The following is a 16,761-nucleotide window of genomic DNA, read 5'->3' as shown; positions in this document are numbered from 1 at the left end:
CGGAGGGTGGGCGCAGACCCCGGAGCGGATCGACGCGACGGCGCTCATCGCTTCTCCCCGACCAGGTGGACGTACCGGGCCACCTGGGACAGCACCGGATCGTCCCCGGCGGCGCGGTCGAGGGCGAACACGGCCTCCGGGTCGGGGGTACGGCCGCCCGGCGCGGCGGCCATCAGGTCGTTGAGGACCCGCACGCCGTAGCGTCCGACGACGTGCGATCCGGCGGCCCGCATCCACCCGGCCACGTCCTCGACGGGCAGCGGCGGGCGTGTGAAGCGGCGCCCGTCGAGCCCGACGGTGAGAGTGCCGGCGCGGAGCCGGTCGAGCAGGTCGACGGGGTCCGCGCCGCGCGCGGCGTCGGCCAGCAGCTGCCCGTACGGGTTGCCGACCACCACCGAGACCAGGCAGCCGGATGGAAGTGGGCGCAGGCACTCGTCCAGGGCGCGCTCGGCGTCCGGCAGGTACTCCAGGACGTTGTGCAGGCTGAGCCCCTGCGTCGGGCGCCCGGTCAGCAGGCGGGGGACGTCGTCGACACTGCCCGCGACGACCTCGCAGGAATCGAGCAGCCCGGCCGAGGTCAGCCGCTGCCGCGCCACGTCCCGCAGGTCGGCGGCGGGTTCGACAAGGGTGACCCGACGGCCCCGGGTGGCCAGCTCGACGGCGAGCAGGCCGTCCCCGGCGCCCACGTCCAGCCAGCTCCGGTGGGCGGCGGTCAGGTGCCGGTCGAGGTTGGCGGTGATCAGCCGATGACGCAGCCGCTGCCACGGCGTGCTCGTGAGGGCCACGTACTGGGCGGCGAGACCGTCGAAGGCGTGCGGCGCGCCGGGGTTCACAGCGCCGCCCACAACCGCTCCAGGTCCTCGTCGGCGGTGTAGTAGTGCGGAGCCAGCCGGATGTGTGCGATCCCGGAGCCGGGCATCCGGCGTACCGACGTCACCACCCCGGCGGTCAGCAGACGCCGGGCCAGGACGTCGGCCTCGACGTGGTCGGGGCGGAACGCGGTGATGCCGCTCCACTCCGGCACGTCCGCGCCGGGCACGTGGAACCCGCGTTCGGTCAGGCCGGTGACCAGCGTCCGGCGCAGGGCGCGCAGCCGGTCGGCGACGGCGGCGGAGCCGACCGCGGCGAGCAGGGTCAGCGCGGCCCTGAGCCCGAGCAGCCCCAGCACGTTGAGGGAACCGGGCTCGAACCGCCGGGCGTCCCCGGCGAGCGGTCCGTCGGCGGTGTAGCGCTTGGGGTCGCGCAGGCTGTGCCAGCCGACCGCCGGCACCCGCAGCCGGTCCAGCAGCGCACGGCGGACGTAGAGCACGCCCATCCCGGCCGGGGCGAGCAGCCACTTGTGGCCGTCCGCGGCGAGGAAGTCGACGTCGCGGGCGTCCAGGGGGAACGCGCCGAGCGTCTGGATCGCGTCGACGGCCAGCAGCACCGAACGCCCGCGCAGGGCACGCCCCAGACCGGACAGATCGGCCACCGGGCGGCCGGTCACGAAGTGGGCGGTGGAGAGGACCACCAGCCGGGTCCGGCCGTCCACGGCGTCGAGCACCTCGGCGGTGCCCAGCGGTGTGTCCCGGTAGGGCAGGAAGGCCACCTCGACGCCCTGCTCGCGCAGGTTGAGCCAGGGCAGCGGCAGGCTCGGGAAGTCGTCGGCGAGCACCAGGATCCGGTCCCCGCGCCGCCAGCGCAGCGCGCCGGCGACCGTGCTCAGGGAGGCCGATGTGGAGGGGCTCAGGGCGATCTCGTCGGCGTCGACGTGGAGCAGGTCGGCGGCGAGCCGCCGGGTGTCGTCGGCCAGGCCGGGGCAGAGCAGGTCGAACTGGCCCTCCCCGGCGGCCCGCTCCAGGTAGCCGGTGACCGCCTCGACCACCGGCCGGGGCAGCGGCGCCACGGCGGCGTGGGCGAGGAAGGTCCGGTCCCGGGACACCGGGAAGACCTCGCAGCGGTACGCGGCGTCGCGCAGGAGCCGCTCCAGCGGCCCGCTCATCCGGCCGGCACCGCCTCGGCGGAGCGGACGGTGCGGGCGAGCCCTTCGGCGAGGGGGACCGCCGGCGTCCAGCCCAGGTCGGTCCGCGCCCGGGTGATGTCCAGGCTCTTGACGATCGGCCGGTCCCGTCGAGGGCCCCGGAAGATCGGCACCCGGGCCACCCCGTCGTACGCCTGGCTGACCATCTGCGCCACGTCGCGGATGGCGGTCGGCCGCCCGGAGCCGAAGTTGTAGCAGGCGCCGGGATGTGTGGCGAGCCGCTCGGCGACGCGCAGGTAGCCCTCGACCATGTCACCGACGTACAGGAAGTCGAGCCGGGTCGTGCCGTCGTCGCGCGACCCGAAGTCGTACGGGCTGCCCTCGCGCAGCAGCCGGATCGCGTGCGGCACGAGGCGCGAGGTCTGCCGGTCACCGGGCCCGTAGGTGTTCATGAACCGGCACACCGAGGCGCGCAGGCCGAACGTGCGGGCGTACGCCTGTACTGCCACGTCCGCGGCGATCTTGGAAGCGCCGTAGAGGTTCGCGCCGGCGCGCGCGGGGTCGTCCTCGCGCAGCGGCCGGTCGTCGTGGTTCTCCCCGTAGTAGCCGCCGGTGGAGGCGAGGACGAACGCCTCGACGCGCTCGTCCCTGCGGACCGCCTCCAGCAGCGTGTAGGTGCCGCCCGCGTTCACCGCGAGCGTCTCCGCCGGCTCGCGGACACTCTCGGGTACCAGCGGCTGGGCGGCCAGGTGGAACACCGCCTGCGGTCGCCACCGGCGCAGCGAATCCCCGACGGCCGTCTCGTCGCGGACGTCGCCCCGGCGCACCTCGACGTGCCTGCGAATCGGCCCCGCGGCCAGGACCCCGGGCTGCTCCGGGTCGCGGTCGAGCACGCCCACCTCGGCGCCGAGCGCGACCAGCCGGGTCACCAGGTGCCCGCCGCCGAAGCCGCAGCCGCCGGTGACCAGCACCCGGCGGCCGGCCCAGAACGTCACCGAGTCCATTGTGGACATAAGCGACGCGGGAGTGGGGGCGTTCATCGCGCCGTGCCGGCGAGCACCGGCCGTGCCGTCGGGTCGAGGTGCCAGGCGCGGGCCGCCCGTACGGTCCGGGTGAGCCCCTGGTCGAAGTCGACGCTCGGACGGAAGGAGGTGATCTCGCCGAACTTCGTGCCGTCGAGGTGCTGCCGGCTGATCGTCGTCACCCCTGACGTCTGCCCCCGCACCACCACCCGGAACCCGTTTTCCATGATTCTCTCGGCTCGCCGCGGGTCGTGACCCTCCTCGTGGTCGGCCGCGACCTCGACGACCCGCCGCAGAACCTCAGGCGTGCTCAGGTTGACGCAGCCGGCGATGTTGAACACCTCACCCCGGCAGGCGGGCCGGACGGCGGCCAGCAGCAGCGCCGCCACCACGTCGTCGACGAAGATGTAGTCCCGCCAGTGGCCGATGGACTCGAAGTACAGCTCCGGCGCCACCGGGCCGGCCGGGTCGAAGAGGAAAGACAGCGCCCGGGGGATGAGCCGATAGCGGCGGTTCGGGTCGTCCGGACCGAACACGTTGCACAGTCGCAGGACGACGGTGGGGACGTGAAAGCACTGGTGGAAGGCCTGGCCCATGACGTCTCCGGCGAGCTTGGCCGCGTCGTAGACGCCGATGCCCCGCAGCGCGCTCTGCTCCGTGTAGCGGGCGCCCTCCATCTCGCCGTACACCTTGTCGGTGGAGGCGATGACCACCGAGTCCGGCAGGGTGGCCGGGGCGCGGCGCAGCGCTTCGAGCAGGTTGACAGTGCCGAGCGCGTTCGTGGCGATCGCGCCGGCCGGGTCCTGGGCCGCCCGCTCGATCACCGAGTACGCCGCCAGGTGGAACACCGACCGGAACGGGCTGTCGGCCAGGGCCTGCTGGATGTCCTCGGGACGCCGGATGTCGCCGGCCACGACGCGCAGCCGATCCGCGGCCGCTGCCGGCACCGCGGCCCGCAGTCGCGCCGTCCGCGCCGCCGTCACGTCCTTGTCGAAGACGGTCACCTCGCCGCCGAGGGCCAGCAGACGGCGTACGAGGTGGCCGCCGAGGAAGCCGAGTCCGCCGGTCACCAGGTATCGGCCATCCGCCATCGAGGCGGGCGCCGGCTCCGTGGCGGGTTGTCGAGGACAGTCCGGAGACTCTGATTCCACCACGACCTCGCTCACTGTCAGTGACGTTCTGCTGTCGCGGAGGCTGTCAGTCGTCGCAGCCGGGTGATCCCGCGCCATGCCGTCCGTCGCGTCGCCGCCCGCGATGGGCGGGTACCGGATACCCCGTATCAATTTCAGGCTATGGGGCTCGCCGACCGAGCGACAACGCCACAGTGGTCTCGTATAGGTAACGCGGCGCTCACCATTCCGATGGGTTTACTCACTGAAGGTGACGAATTGCTGCTGGCGGACCGTCAGGCCGGCCCGAGTCCCAGTACCCTGCGGTACGACCGGAGACTGTCGGCGGCGGTGTGGGACAGCAGTCCGGGCCGGGGCCGGCGCCCGCGCCGCAACCCCGCGACGATCGCCTCCAGCCACGCCCGGATCTCGGGCCCGGTCATCCGTACCTGGTAGCCGTCCTCCCACTCCGGAGGGTCCAGGCAGATCCCGCCGTCACCGACAGCCTCGGGCAGCCCGCCGACCCGGGTGGCCACCACCGGGATCCCGTGGATCGCGGCCTCGCGGGCGACCATCCCGAAACTCTCCCGCCAGAGACTCGGCACCAGCAGGAGGTCCGTGTCGGCGTACCAGGAGCAGACGTCCGTCCGGTATCCGGCGATCTCCAGGCCGGGCGGATCTCCCGGCACGACGCCGAACCGGGCCAGGTCGGCGGCGGTCCACCGGCCCTCGACGAAGCGGAAGCGAAACGGAAGCCCGGCCTGGGCGCTGGCCCGGACCAGCCGCAGAACCACCCCGAGGCCCTTCGCCGGTTCCGGGTTGATGAAGGTGAGGCGGTACGGACCGGCCCGGCGCCGCCCGGCGGACCGGTCGCCGGACGCGTCGGGCGGGCAGGTGCAGGGACGCAGGAGCGGCTCGATCGGCTGGGCGTCGAGACCGGTCTGGGTGGCGAAGAGGCGCTGGGCGAAGCGGGACGGGACCACGACCCGGTCGGCCAGCCGGACGGTCTCCGGTACGGGCGGGAGGTCGGCGGCGGGATGCTCCAGCACGAGCGGCACGCCGGCCGCGCGCAGCGACCGGGCCAGCGGGGTCTCCTCGCCGAGATGCCCCCAGAGCAGGGCCGCGTCCGGGCGGTCCCGGCCGATCAGCTCGTCCAGCCGCCGGCCAAGCGATCCGAGGGCGGCAGGATCGGCGAGGGGCGTCCCCGGGTCCATCGGCCCGTCCAGCACCGTCACCCGGTCCCCGCCGGCTTGTATCGCCGTGGCGAGTTGCCGCAGGTGGCAGGCCTCTCCCGACTGCCCGGTGGAGATCCGGTGGACGCTGGTGACCAGGAGATGCCTCATCGGGGCGGGCGTGCCCCGCCGGAACGGTAGCGAGGGAGCCGGAACTCGTCGCGGATGCGGTGGAAGGCGGCCACGCGCCGGCGCAGCAGGTCGATGCCGGCCGGGTCGTCCTTTCGGTAGACGAAGGGGGACAGCCAGACGGCGGCGCGGGCGTCGAGCGGTCGCAGGGTCCAGAGCGTGTCCGTCAGGAGCGGCTCGGTCCGCACGGCCCGGGCGAAGGCGGTGATGACCGATGGCGCGAACGGCAGCGTCGCGGTGTGCCACTCCAGCCCCTGGGCGAGGTCGCCGACCACCTCGGGACGTTCGCTGTCACCACCGAGGATCGTCAGGTCGCCCGGGTACGCCGAGGTCTGGAGGGCCAGCCGCTGACCGTACTGTCGGGTCAGCCGCTGCACGTCGGTGGCCTTGGCCCGCAGGAGCGTGGCGGAACCGGCGGTGACCTGCAGGTCGAGGACGAGCCCGTCGTGGGCGGTGGCGATGCCCTGGGCCCGCCGGCGGGCCGGCGGCACCAGGATCGAGGCGCTCACCAGATCCTCCAGGAGCATCGTGCGCCAGCAGCGGATCAGGTCCTCGGTCGGCTCCGGACCGGCGAGCACCGCCAGCCGGGCCAGCCGTGCGGGCACCACCTGAAGGACGTGGGTCAGCTCGACCACGACCGGGCCGTACCCGGCGGTCTGGAACACCGACCCGTGGTGGTGCGGGCCGGGTGGGTAGGGCAGGGCCCGCCGGACCCGTTCGTCGTCCTCGTCCGTCCAGCCCAGCCGGGTGAGCGTGCCGTCGCGCGTCATGACCAGGAAGTCGCGACAGTAGCGTTCCCGTTCGCCGAGCCCGGCGAGCAGGCCCCGGTCCAGGGCGTTGCCGAGCACCGAGGTGTGCGGTCCGGACCCCGGCTCGGGCAGCTGGAACCGGGCGTCCGCGTCCCGCAGCGCCGTGTTGAGCTGTGCGAAGGTCACGCCGGGCTGCACCGTCGCGAGACCGAGTTCGAGGTCCAGGTGCAGTTTGTCCAGCCGGGCGAGCCGGACGATCAGTCCGGGTTCCCGTACCCGGGCGTCGTCGTAGCCCCAGTTGCGTCCGCGGGCGTCGACCCGCCACCGGACGCCGCTGTCGTCGAGGAGCCGCACGACAGCGGTGAGCGCGGCCAGCGAGCGCGGCTCCACCACCCAGTCCGGCGGGTGCCCGTCGAGCACCGTGGACCCGGACGGCCGCGCCACCGCGGCGCCGGTCCGCGCCAGCCGGTCGAGCAGGCCGGCGTCAGGCACCGGCGGCCACCGCGCGTTCACCGGTCACCACGCGGGAGACGCCGGTGTCGTCCCGGACGATGCTCACGTGCCGGCTGCCCAGGTGCTGACCGACCGGCCGGTGGCTGATCACCATCAACGTCTCCACCCGCTGCTGGATCACCGACAGCAGGCGCAACTCCATGTCCCGGTCCAGGGAGTTGGTGGCCTCGTCGAGGATCAGCAGCGAGGGCCGGCGCAGCAGGGCCCGGGCCAGCGCGAACCGCTGCACCTCGCCGGCGCTGAACGTGGAGCCGTTGATCCGCAGCGACGTACGCAGGCCGAGCCGCAGCGGACGCATCACCGCGTCCAGTTCCATCAGGGACAGCATCTCCAGGATCTCGCTGTCGTCGAGGTCCGGCGTGCCGCTGGACAGGCTGTCCCGGATGGTGGTGTGCAGGAAGTCCGAGCGCGGCGGCACGTAACAGACCCGGGGGCGGAGCCGGTCGGGGTTCCAGTCGGCGACCGGGACGCCGAAGACGACGGCGGCGCCGGTGGGCGCCGGGTCCAGGCCGCTGACGATCTGGGCCATCGTGGACTTGCCGATCCCGCTGACCCCGCCGACCGTGACCGTCTCGCCTCGCTCGACCCGCAGGTCCAGCCGCAGGTCGAACCGTTGCGCCGGCCGGTGGACGCGGACGCCGTCCAGCACCACCGCCGGCGCGTCCGGCACCGGCTCGGTGGCGGCGCCGGCGGGCATCACGGGCATCGTGAACAGCGACGCCACGTACCGCAGTTGACGTTCCAGGGTGGCGATGACCGGGAGGTTCTGTGCGATCGAGGTGGCCGCGAACAGCACCGCGCCGCCGAGGGTGAGGAAGCCGAACAGCTCGCCGGTGCTGACCAGACCGGCCGACAGCAGGACCGCGCCGAGGACGAGGACCACGTACAGGCCGGCGACGCGCAGGGCGTTCGTCGGTCCGTGCACCCGGGCCAGGCGGTACTCCAGCCCTCGTACCGACTCGATCAGCAGGTCGAAGCGGCGGCCGTGCTCGGCGCGCAGATGCGAGGCCGCGCCGAGGCCGCGGAACGTGGTCAGCCCGCGGCTCATGGTGATCAGGACCTCCTGGGCCTCGCTGTCCAGCCGCAACTGCTCCTCGTACGTCCGGTTGATCGGCCGTCGGGCGAGCAGCGACAGCGCGACCTGGACGGCGGCGAGGGCCACCACCACGCCCGTCAGGGGAAGCGACATCGACGCCATGAATCCCAGCAGGATCACCACGGCGACCGCGTCGGTGATCACCGACAGGGCCAGTTCGGTGCCAGCCGCCCGGACCTCCCGCGCGCTCTGCACGCGGTGCAGCAGCCCGCCGGAGGTCATCTCGGTCGTCGCCGACGTACGGGTCATCCGGTCGGCCAGGTGCGCGAGCATGGCCCGGTCGAACCTCAGCCCGAGAGCGACGGACTGACGGTGCTGGAACCAGTACAGCGCGCTGAGCGCGACGCAGAACACCGCCAGGGCGGCGATCAGGGCACCCAGCGAGCCCGGCTCGGAGGTGACCCGGTCGAGGTACGGCATCAGCACGGTGTTGAGCAGGGTCAGGCCGGTGTAGAGCAACAGGCTCACGGCGATCACCGGCAGCATCTGGCGGAAGGTGACCTGGCCGGCGCGCATCATCGGCCACAACCAGGCGGCACGGGCCGCCCGGCGGGCCCGCCGGGCCGAGGCGGCCCGGGACGTCCACCTGCTCCGGCGTGCGGGTGGGGGAGTGTCGCCGGGCGTGGCGGGGGTGACCGGCAGCAGCACCCAGCCGCTGGCCCGCTCCTGGTAGCCGCGCTCGTCCAGCCAGGTGGAGCCGAAAGCCGGGTCGAAGACCCGCACCCGGCGCCGGCGCCGCCGCTCGACGGTGACGAAGTGGTCGGCCCGCAGGTGCACTATGGCGCCGGTGGTCAGCGCGGTGAACGGGCAGTCCCGCTTGCCGCGGTAGCGGACCCCGCACACCGCGGCCGAGGCGTCCCGCAGGTCCCGCATGGAGCGTGCGCCGCGCATGGCCAGCGCCTCGCGCAGGGCCGGCACGGAGACGTCGTGCCCCAGCAGGTGCAGGCTGGTGGTCAGCGCCTGCACCCCGCAGTCGTTGTCCTCGATCTGCAGACTCTGCGTCATCCGTCCGCTCCGATCGCCGGGTGGCCGATCCCGGCCGGTGTGCCGTCGGGGAGGCTCACCGCGGCGCCCCACCACAGCGCGGTGGAGTTGGCGTTCTCGGCCAGCGCCAGCGCGACCCCGAACGGGTGCTCGAGCACGGAGCGGGCGAACGGCGTGTCGAAGACGGCCGCCACCTCCGCGTCCTCGACATGGTCGAGGTAGGTGGCGAGCCGCTCGGTCAGCCGCGCCCGGCGCTGCGGGCCGACCAGCTCGCGCCAGCACGGGGAGAGCCGGGCGCCGAGGCTGATCCCGCCGAGGCCGTGGCAGACGGTGACGTCGGCGGTCTCGTCGGCCAGCAGGTGGTCGAGCCGGTCCAGGCAGGCCCGGGTGACGGGGGCGTGGACGAACGCCGCCAGCACGGCCGGGTCGGCCGCCGGGCCGACGGCGGCGAGCATCCCGGCCGGGCCGGAACACAGGGTGACCCCGCCGGTGCCCAGGACGCCGGTGTCCACCACGGCCGGATCGAGCAGCTGGTAGTCCCGTACGACAGTGTCGACAGCGGTGGTCATCACCGCGTCCCGACCGTAGCGCCGGCCGAGCATGCGCAGCAGCAGGACGCCGCCGCTGCGGCCGTGGTACAGGTCGTTGCGCGGCCGCCGCACGATCGCCCGGGCGGTCTCCCGCAGCGACGGCAGCAGCTCCGCGCGGGTCGGCTCGCCGGCGGCCTCCCACAGCGCCATCCCGGCGCTCCCGGCGCCGTTGATCGGGTCCACGTCGCCGGCCGTGGTGGTGTAGCGGTAGCGGGCGAGCAGCACCTCGACCGCCCGCTCGCCGGTGCCCGCGAGCAGCGCGGCGTGGTCCTCGCTCCCCGCCAGGCAGTGACCGGCCAGCCGGTGCAGCAACCAGGCGGTCCGGTAGTCGTAGGGCGCCTGGTCACGCAGCGCCACCCGGGTCAGCGACGCCGCCAGCGAACGGTGGCCGAGACGCGCGGCGAGCAGGGCGAGGGCCGCCAGCGCGTCCGCGCTGGCCCGGCCGCGTACCTGCAGGTGGGCCACCAACCGGCGGAGCAACCGGCGCGCCGGCTCGACGTCCGGCGCCGGGGCGTTCTGCCCCGCGGCCGCCGGGACGGCAGGGCGGTGGCCGGGACGCGGCGGCGCGTCGGGTGACGGGCCCGGGGTCATACGAGTGCCTCCTGCGGGGTGGACGCGGGTGCCGGCGGGACGGCGGGCCGCATCGCTCCGTGGGGCTTCATCGTGAGCGCGTCCACGCGTGCCTGTGTCAACTGCTCTCGCAGGTCGGCGTCGTCCGTGTCGCACGCCCCGGTCAGCGTGACGACCGCGTCGAGGCAGACGTGGTAGGCGGCGCAGAGGACGGCGTTGTACTCGGCGCGCAGGACCGGCGCCAACGGTCCGAGCCGGCCCTCGCGGGCGAGCGCGTCGAGGCCCTGCAGCAGCCCGGTGAGGCTGCGCCGGGCGAGGACCGTGCGGGCGAAGGCGTCGGCGTACGAGGCGTGCCAGGACGACCCGGCCGGCAGGCCCGGGCCGAGCAGTTCCAGCAACCGTTCGGCCAGCCCGATCGCCACGCCCGGCATGTTGGCCAGGAAGAGCTGGCCGTCGGCGTAGATGCCCGTCGGCCGGCCGGACGGTACGACCGACATGTCGAGCACGTCGTCGGGGCGCAGCCGCACGCCGTCCGCGCGGAGGGTGTGGCTCCCGGTGGCGAGCAGCCCCGGACCCGCCCATACGGATTCGACCCGCAGGTGCGCGCGTTCGATCAGGACGGTGGTCCGCCGCCCGGCGACCGGCTCGCAGCCCATGGCCATGTACGCGGCCCGGTTCGCTCCGGAGCCGAACCGCCAGCAGCCGTCGACCACCGCGCCGCCGTCCGCGCCCGTGCCGAGCCGGCCGACCGGGGCGACCACGCCGTACACCTCGTTGGCCCCGGCGTACAGCCTGGCAAGCACCTCGTCGCTCGCGTACGTCGACAGGTAGTGCGCAGTGCCGTTGCCGATCATGCAGAGCCAGGCCTCGCTGGTGTCCTCGCGTGCGACCTGTCGGACGAGATCGAGGCCGGCCACCAGGCTCCGGACCTCGTCCGGGCCGCCGCGCAGCCACAGCCGGGTGGCGGCGAGCCGGTACGCCGGCCGCGTTGGCGCGCCGCTGACAGTGATGGTGTGGCTCATGCCCGTCTTTCCGCAGCCGATCCGTTCACCCGCCGTACCGTCGAATTCCACCGGCACCACCCCCGAAAGCGATTCCGCCAGCCGAATACATCGGGGACGGTAACCGCGCCCGGTCTCCGCACGTTATGCGTCCGCTATTCGCCGGCCGGGAGTTGCCCCCACGACAAGCCTCACCTAGCCTTGCCCGGAATTCACGAACAATTGTCTCCGCGTGATCGGTGAATGACTGTGGATGACGTTTTCCCGCGGATGCCGGCGTTCCACACCCTCTGGACCGCGCCCGGCCGCGCCCGGTCGGACCACCACACGATCCCGCCGTGGGAGGTCGTCACGATCCTCCTGTCGGTCCGGTCGTGGCAGCGGTTCCACGGGCCGGTCCGCCTGCACACCGACGCGCACGGCGCCCACGTCCTGGACCGGCTCGGCCTGCTGGACCTCTACGCCGACGTCGACACGGCGCTGGACGGCATCGACCCGGGGGAGATCGACCCGGTCGTCTACTTCACCGGCGGCAAGCTCGTGGCGCTGTCCGCCGAGCGTGCCCCGGTGGCGATGCTGGACCTCGATCTGTTCCTGCTCGCGCCGCTGGCACTCGGCGGCGCCGACTTCGTCTTCGCGCACAAGGAATTCGCCCGTGGCGACGTCTATCCGCCAGTGGAGCGGTTGCCGGGGGCGGACCGGGTCGTCGCGGGCGTACCGGTGCGGGACTGGGCCGCGAACACCGCGGTGGCGGTGTTCCACGACGACGCGCACCGGGCGGCCTTCACCGACGCGGCGATGCGGTTCATGCGCGGCAACGCGGCTCCGGCGGGCCTGAATCCCGTCGCTCTGCCCGCGTTCTGCGAACAGCGTCTGGTGCTCGTCGAGGCGGACCGGCTGGGGCTGAGCCACGCGGCGGTCGTGCCCGCGGTCTGGGACCCGCCGCGGCGCGGGTGGTCGGGCGACACCGCCGGCGGGCCGTTCCACCACACGTGGATCCGCAAGCGGATGCTTGCCCACGACCGGACGTACCGGGCCCGCTATCTGCTGCGGCTGGTGACCGAGGTGGCGCGGCACTACCCGGCTGATCTCGACCGGCTCGCGCCGATCGACGAGCTCACGCCGATCGTGGCCGCCGCGACGGATCAGGCGCGCCGCAGCGACGAGCGGATCCGCTCGTCGTCGACTCCGTAGACCGCGGCGAGGTGCTGACGAAGTCCCTGGAACGCCACGACGACGTCCTCGGCGGTCTCGGCGCGTTTGACGTGCCACAGGTGGCCGTAGGCGGGAGGGGCGGTCAGCCAGCCGTGCCCGAATCGCCAGACCGCGCCGAAGATGTTCGCCATCGGCGCTCCGGACCGGAGCGTGAGATGGGTGGCGAGGACCTGCTCGGCGACGGTCATGTGCAGGTGCACGTCGCGTCCCGGGGTGGTGGGGTTGTGTGCCAGGAAGGCGAGTCCGGCCGCGCTGATGCGGCGGGCGAGCCCGGCGTCGGCCGCCCGGAACAACGAGGTGTTCCCCACCAGGTCCAGGTTGTCCGGCAGGTCCACCCCCGCCGGGTTGGACAGCGCCCGCAAGTTGGCGTAGAAGTCCACGTCGCCGCTCTCCAGGTGGGCGAAGTGCGAACCGGGGCCGCTCAGCCGCAGCGGCGCGAGCAGGTAGGCGTCGGTGTCGACGAGCACCGCGGTCGGGTGGCGCTCCAGCGCGAGCAGTTTAGGCAGCGCGAAGCAGGTGGCCCGGTCGTACCGGTCGTCGAGGCCGGTGTCGTCGAGCCGCGTGACCCGGTCGTAGTGCTGGAGGTGCCCGATCGAGTCGAGCCACTCGACGGTCGGCTCGTCGGCGAACAGCTCCATCGGGCCGGCGTGGCGCTGCCACGACAGGATGCTCAGCAGCCAGGTCAGCGCGACGAGCTGACGGTAGCCGCGCGGGTGCGACCGGGACACCTGCCAGTAGGCGTGCACCCCGACCAGACCCTCAGGCATCGTGTCCCAGCCGGGCCGCGTGCGACTTCAGCACCCGGGCGGCGGCCAGCACGATCTCCCGCTCGCGGGGTACCGCCTCGACCACCGGCATGCCCCGGTTGACCGTCATGTGGATCATGCTGTTGAGCGTGAGCCGGTAGGCGTCGGGGTCCAGCCCGGACAGGAGGTCCAGGGTCGGGTCCGGGCGGTCCAGCTCACGGCTCAGCCCACGCTCCAGGTCGCGCCGGTTCGTCCGGTAGGTGGCCATCCACTCCCGTTGGTCACGTGAGCTGGGCAGCCGGGGATCCAGCCCGCGCAGGTCAGCGAACAGCGACAACGCGTCGGTCCCGGCGAGCTGGTGCGCCCACGCCGCGATCCGGGCGGCCGCGAGCGTGTAGCGCGCCGGCTGCCTGGGTCGGGCGGCGAGGTGACGGGCCCACCACGCGGAGTCCGCGCAGAAGTGCCGCAGGACCGCCGGCCGCGCTTCCCGACCGCCGTAGCGGTGGTCCTCCGGCGTCCAGGGCCGCTCGTCGATCTCGCAGTGGTGGTGCGGGGACTGCGCGTCCAGATGCGCCCGCAGGCTCGCCAGCAGGTCGTCGCGGGGGACCGTCGACCGTAGCCGGATGCGCAGGTGCGGCCGCTCGTCCCGGTACCTGATGTAGAACAACTCGGCCCGGTCCATCAGGTCGACCACGTCGGCGCGGGCGAGCCAGCTCTCCACCACCAGGTCCGGCGCGTACACGTACCAGCTCGTCCAGTCCGGGTCCGGCGTCGGCGGCCGGTCGACCATCCGGGTGGTGGACAGCCGCGGGCTCGGCGGCACGTCGGTCCGCAGCCACGGCACCCAGACGTCGTGGAGGTGCTCGCCGAGGCCGGAGGTGACCGGACTGGCCAGGGGCAGCACCTCCTGCAGCAGCAGGCGGCCCGTGCGGCGCAACCGGCGTCGCAGCCACAGCCGCTGTTCCGGGTCGGTGACGTCGATCCGCATGACGCGGTCCGGGACCTCCTCGGTCACCTCCACCACCGGCCCGAGGCCGACCTCGGTGAGCACGCCGGACAACGCCGCCGGGTCGTCGGCCAGCGCGAGCAGGTCGGCCCGGTGCTGCGCGTCGAGCACGACGCCGCGCCGGGCGAACAGACAGCGCCCGCCGACGATTCGCGGCACCACGGCGCCGGGCGGCAGCACGTAGAGCGGGTCGGCCATGCACCCGCCGGTGTCCTCGGCGATCAGGGCCAGCAGCCGCACCACCCACGGGTTGAGCGGATGCCCCAGCGTGACCATGCTGTCGAAGCGCAGGTCGACGAGGCGTCCGTCATGCCGGTGCACCAGGTGGAGCCGGCCTTCGAGCACCGTCACCATCAGGTCGTCCGGCCCGATGTCCCCGGGGCGCCGGGGCAGGTTGACGTTGAATCGGCGGCGCCGGGCCTCCGCCGGCCGGCGGTTCAGCGGCCACCGCTTGTCCAGGGGCGTCCAGCCCAGCTCCACGACGAGTCGGCCGGAGCCGTCGGTCGCCGGCTGCGGCGGCAGCTTCAACCGGTCGGCGATGCGGGCGGCCGGCCCGGCCGAGAGCTTGGGCATCACCCCCTTCAACCAGACGTCGGCGCCCGAGACCGGCTCGCCGAGCACCGCACCGTGCGCCAGGCCGTGGCGGGGGCCGTCGACCGGCGCGGGCGGCGCCTCGTCCGGGGGGAACCATCTGTCGAAGTCGTGATCGGCGTGCCACCACTCGACCAGGGTGTGGTCGCGTTGCGCGGCCGGCACGAACAGCCGTCGCGGCGCCGTGGGGTAGCGGTGCGGCTCCGGCTCGACGGACTCGCGCGGCTCGCGCCGCCAGCCTCCCAGCGGATGGTCCCGCGGCGCGCTCAGCAGCCAGGACAGGGGCACCGCCGCGCCGGTCACGCTGGATTCCAGGTACGACCGCACCGGCTGCATCAGCTCCGAGGGCGGCACGGCCCGCAGCGCACGCTCTGCGCCCGCCACCAGCGCCCCGGCGGCGGCCCGGCCGATGGTGGGACGCACCTCGGTGTACGCCTCGACGAACTGGTCGGGCCGGAACGGCCGTTCCTCGATCCGTACCGCGCCGACCGGATCCGCGACCTGTTCCGCCGTCCCGCCGGGGTCGAGGAACGGTTCCGGCGTGTGGGCCCGGAGCAGGAGTTGCCGCTGCCCGTACTGCTCGAACAGGTCCGGGCCGAGATCCGCGATCCATGCCGAGGCGGGGCGCGGTCCGGCGTCGCGGAGGGACACCACGTGCCGCACACCGGCGGTGTCGGGCGCGGAGACGGAACCGTTGCGGTCGCTGCGGACGTACATCCACCGGCCGGAGTCGGCGGCGAGGGTCGGGTTGACGAACCAGTCGTCGGTGGCCTGGGCCGGGTCCACCCGGTGCACCAGCACCTCGGTCGCCAGGTCGACCCGCGTGGGCCCGGCGTGCTCCACCACGTCGGCGAGGGCGCTGAAGGTGAACAGGCCGAACGGGACCGGCCGGTGCCGGGCGCGGTTGGCGTACACGGCCCCGAGGGCCGGGTCGTCGCGCCAGCTCTGGTCCTCGTCGGGAGAGCGGCCGTAGGTCGCCACGTAGTGGAGCGCCAGGTCGAGCAGCCGCTGCGGGAGGTCTTCCTCGACGGCGTCCCCGCCGGGGCGTCCGGCCGCGGGCAGCATCGGCACCCGCACGAGGCACCACTCCAGGGCGGACAGTTCCACGTCGTGCCTCACCTAGCCTTGACAGTCAGGGCATGGGCCGTCCGGGGTGTGAGCCGGAAGCCGACCCGCACCCCGGACGGGCTGATCCTTGTCGCTCAGTACTTGAACCCGCACTTGTCGCCACAGGTCATCGTGGCGGTCAGCTTGCTGGCGCAGTTCTGGCCGCTGGTGCCGCCGGCGATGCCTTCGAGGTTCTCCAGCTCGATGTCGGGAAGCTCCAGGTCATCGAGATCGATGAAGCTCTCCTCCCAGGTCTGGCCGGGCGCGTTCTGATCGACGGACATGATCGCTCTCCTGTTGTCGGGGCCACGGAGAACCCAGTCTCACGAACGGCGCTACCCGCTCCCTATCTGGGCGCTATGCGAAGCTGGTCGATCTCGGCGCCGCGCGTCAGCCGCCGGTCGCGTCGAGCCGCTTCTGCAGCCGGTCGAGCCGCTCGAGGACGTCGTGCATCATCACGCGCAGGACCGTCGTGTCGGCGTCGCGCCCGGGCAGCATCCGCCCGAACGCGACGCCGTGGTAGAGAGCGGAGAGCGCGGCGGGCGTGACGACGGCGCTCACCCCGGTGCGGCGCAGCGCGTCGCCCGCGTCGCCGTCGTCGCGCAGCAGCCCGAGCAGCAGGTGGCTGCCGGTGGTGACGGCCGAGGCGTGCGCGGTGGCCTGCGCGGCGGCGGCCGCCAGCACCGCCCGGGCGGCCGGCGACGTGACGGGCTCGGTCGGTGTCGCCGCGGCGGCGGGGGTCTCGCCCAGGGCCGCGCGGATCGTGGCGGCGGGGAAGCCGAGCAGTTCGACGGTGTTCAGCACCAGGCTCTCGCCCTCGTCGAGGAAGGCCCGCAGCAGGTGGACCGGCTCCAACGTGCCCGCGCCGGAGGCGGACGCGAGGGCGTACGCCTGGTGCAGGATCGCCGCGACGTGGTGGTTGGCCGGCGGGGTCAGGGTGAGCCCGGCGGGCAGCGCCCGGGTGGCGGGTGTCTCGTGGGCCGCGCCCGCGGCGCCGTCCAGCGCCTCGGTCAGCGCGGTCTGGCAGATCCGGGAGACCGGCAGCCGGGCGTCGCGCACGCGGTCGGCGAGGGCGTCGGGCAGATAAACGTTGACCTTGGGCACCTGACCGATCCTGTCACGCGAGAGCCGAGCCGGTCAC

At 73.8% G+C, this 16,761-nt stretch carries 14 protein-coding genes; 1 reads left to right on the top strand and 13 read right to left on the bottom strand.

Features of this window, described 5'->3' with window-relative positions; genetic code table 11:
- Positions 1–44: 44 nt before the first annotated feature.
- The 9 genes from ACSDG8_RS04355 to ACSDG8_RS04315 all read right to left on the bottom strand — a co-directional run bounded on the left by ACSDG8_RS04355 (position 45) and on the right by ACSDG8_RS04315 (position 10,976).
- Positions 45–845 carry a methyltransferase domain-containing protein gene (locus ACSDG8_RS04355; protein WP_210890941.1) on the bottom strand — a complete coding sequence of 267 codons (801 nt, stop codon included), beginning with the start codon at positions 843–845 and terminating at the stop codon, positions 45–47.
- Positions 830–1,981: an aminotransferase class V-fold PLP-dependent enzyme gene (locus ACSDG8_RS04350; protein ID WP_210890943.1), complete on the bottom strand. Its 1,152-nt coding sequence runs from the start codon at positions 1,979–1,981 to the stop codon at positions 830–832. The genes ACSDG8_RS04355 and ACSDG8_RS04350 overlap by 16 nt, the downstream gene beginning before the upstream one ends.
- Positions 1,978–2,955, bottom strand: a complete 978-nt coding sequence (locus ACSDG8_RS04345; RefSeq protein ID WP_210890944.1) for an NAD-dependent epimerase/dehydratase family protein — start codon at positions 2,953–2,955, stop codon at positions 1,978–1,980. Before ACSDG8_RS04345 ends, ACSDG8_RS04350 begins: the two co-directional genes overlap by 4 nt.
- A 41-nt stretch (positions 2,956–2,996) precedes the next feature.
- Entirely contained in the window at positions 2,997–4,052 is a 1,056-nt protein-coding gene (locus tag ACSDG8_RS04340) for an NAD-dependent epimerase/dehydratase family protein (RefSeq protein WP_210890946.1), read from the bottom strand.
- 335 nt (positions 4,053–4,387) lie between these two features.
- Positions 4,388–5,434, bottom strand: coding sequence for a glycosyltransferase (locus ACSDG8_RS04335; RefSeq protein ID WP_210890948.1), 1,047 nt, complete (start codon positions 5,432–5,434; stop codon positions 4,388–4,390).
- Positions 5,431–6,693 (bottom strand): FAD-binding oxidoreductase, encoded by a 1,263-nt coding sequence (locus ACSDG8_RS04330; protein WP_210890950.1) that lies wholly within the window; start codon positions 6,691–6,693, stop codon positions 5,431–5,433. Before ACSDG8_RS04330 ends, ACSDG8_RS04335 begins: the two co-directional genes overlap by 4 nt.
- Complete coding sequence (locus ACSDG8_RS04325) at positions 6,686–8,815, bottom strand: ATP-binding cassette domain-containing protein (RefSeq protein WP_210890952.1); 2,130 nt, start codon at positions 8,813–8,815, stop codon at positions 6,686–6,688. Before ACSDG8_RS04325 ends, ACSDG8_RS04330 begins: the two co-directional genes overlap by 8 nt.
- On the bottom strand, positions 8,812–9,975 hold the full coding sequence (locus tag ACSDG8_RS04320) for a hypothetical protein (protein WP_210890953.1): 1,164 nt from the start codon (positions 9,973–9,975) through the stop codon (positions 8,812–8,814). The genes ACSDG8_RS04325 and ACSDG8_RS04320 overlap by 4 nt, the downstream gene beginning before the upstream one ends.
- The gene (locus ACSDG8_RS04315; protein ID WP_210890955.1) at positions 9,972–10,976 is read right to left on the bottom strand and encodes a hypothetical protein; all 1,005 of its coding nucleotides are present in this window, start codon (positions 10,974–10,976) and stop codon (positions 9,972–9,974) included. The genes ACSDG8_RS04320 and ACSDG8_RS04315 overlap by 4 nt, the downstream gene beginning before the upstream one ends.
- A 222-nt stretch (positions 10,977–11,198) precedes the next feature.
- On the opposite strand from ACSDG8_RS04315, the gene ACSDG8_RS04310 reads away from it, so the two are divergent.
- Positions 11,199–12,149, top strand: a complete 951-nt coding sequence (locus tag ACSDG8_RS04310) for a hypothetical protein (RefSeq protein WP_439427671.1) — start codon at positions 11,199–11,201, stop codon at positions 12,147–12,149.
- On the opposite strand, the gene ACSDG8_RS04305 is transcribed toward ACSDG8_RS04310, so the two are convergent.
- From ACSDG8_RS04305 to ACSDG8_RS04290, 4 genes are all read right to left on the bottom strand, one after another.
- Complete coding sequence (locus ACSDG8_RS04305; RefSeq protein WP_210942708.1) at positions 12,101–12,937, bottom strand: hypothetical protein; 837 nt, start codon at positions 12,935–12,937, stop codon at positions 12,101–12,103. The two genes, ACSDG8_RS04310 and ACSDG8_RS04305, sit on opposite strands and share 49 nt — an antisense overlap.
- On the bottom strand, positions 12,930–15,620 hold the full coding sequence (locus tag ACSDG8_RS04300) for a thiopeptide-type bacteriocin biosynthesis protein (RefSeq protein ID WP_210942707.1): 2,691 nt from the start codon (positions 15,618–15,620) through the stop codon (positions 12,930–12,932). The genes ACSDG8_RS04305 and ACSDG8_RS04300 overlap by 8 nt, the downstream gene beginning before the upstream one ends.
- A 95-nt stretch (positions 15,621–15,715) precedes the next feature.
- Positions 15,716–15,904 (bottom strand): hypothetical protein, encoded by a 189-nt coding sequence (locus tag ACSDG8_RS04295; protein WP_210890963.1) that lies wholly within the window; start codon positions 15,902–15,904, stop codon positions 15,716–15,718.
- A gap of 106 nt (positions 15,905–16,010) precedes the next feature.
- On the bottom strand, positions 16,011–16,724 hold the full coding sequence (locus ACSDG8_RS04290) for a Clp protease N-terminal domain-containing protein (protein WP_210942706.1): 714 nt from the start codon (positions 16,722–16,724) through the stop codon (positions 16,011–16,013).
- Between the last annotated feature and the right edge of the window lie 37 nt (positions 16,725–16,761).

Origin of the sequence: Micromonospora sp. LA-10, assembly GCF_051853095.1 — a bacterium.
GTDB classification, from domain to species: Bacteria; Actinomycetota; Actinomycetes; order Mycobacteriales; family Micromonosporaceae; genus Micromonospora; species Micromonospora echinospora_A.
The sequence above is the reverse complement of the archived record's forward strand: the minus strand, read 5'-3'. Positions and strand labels throughout refer to the sequence as shown.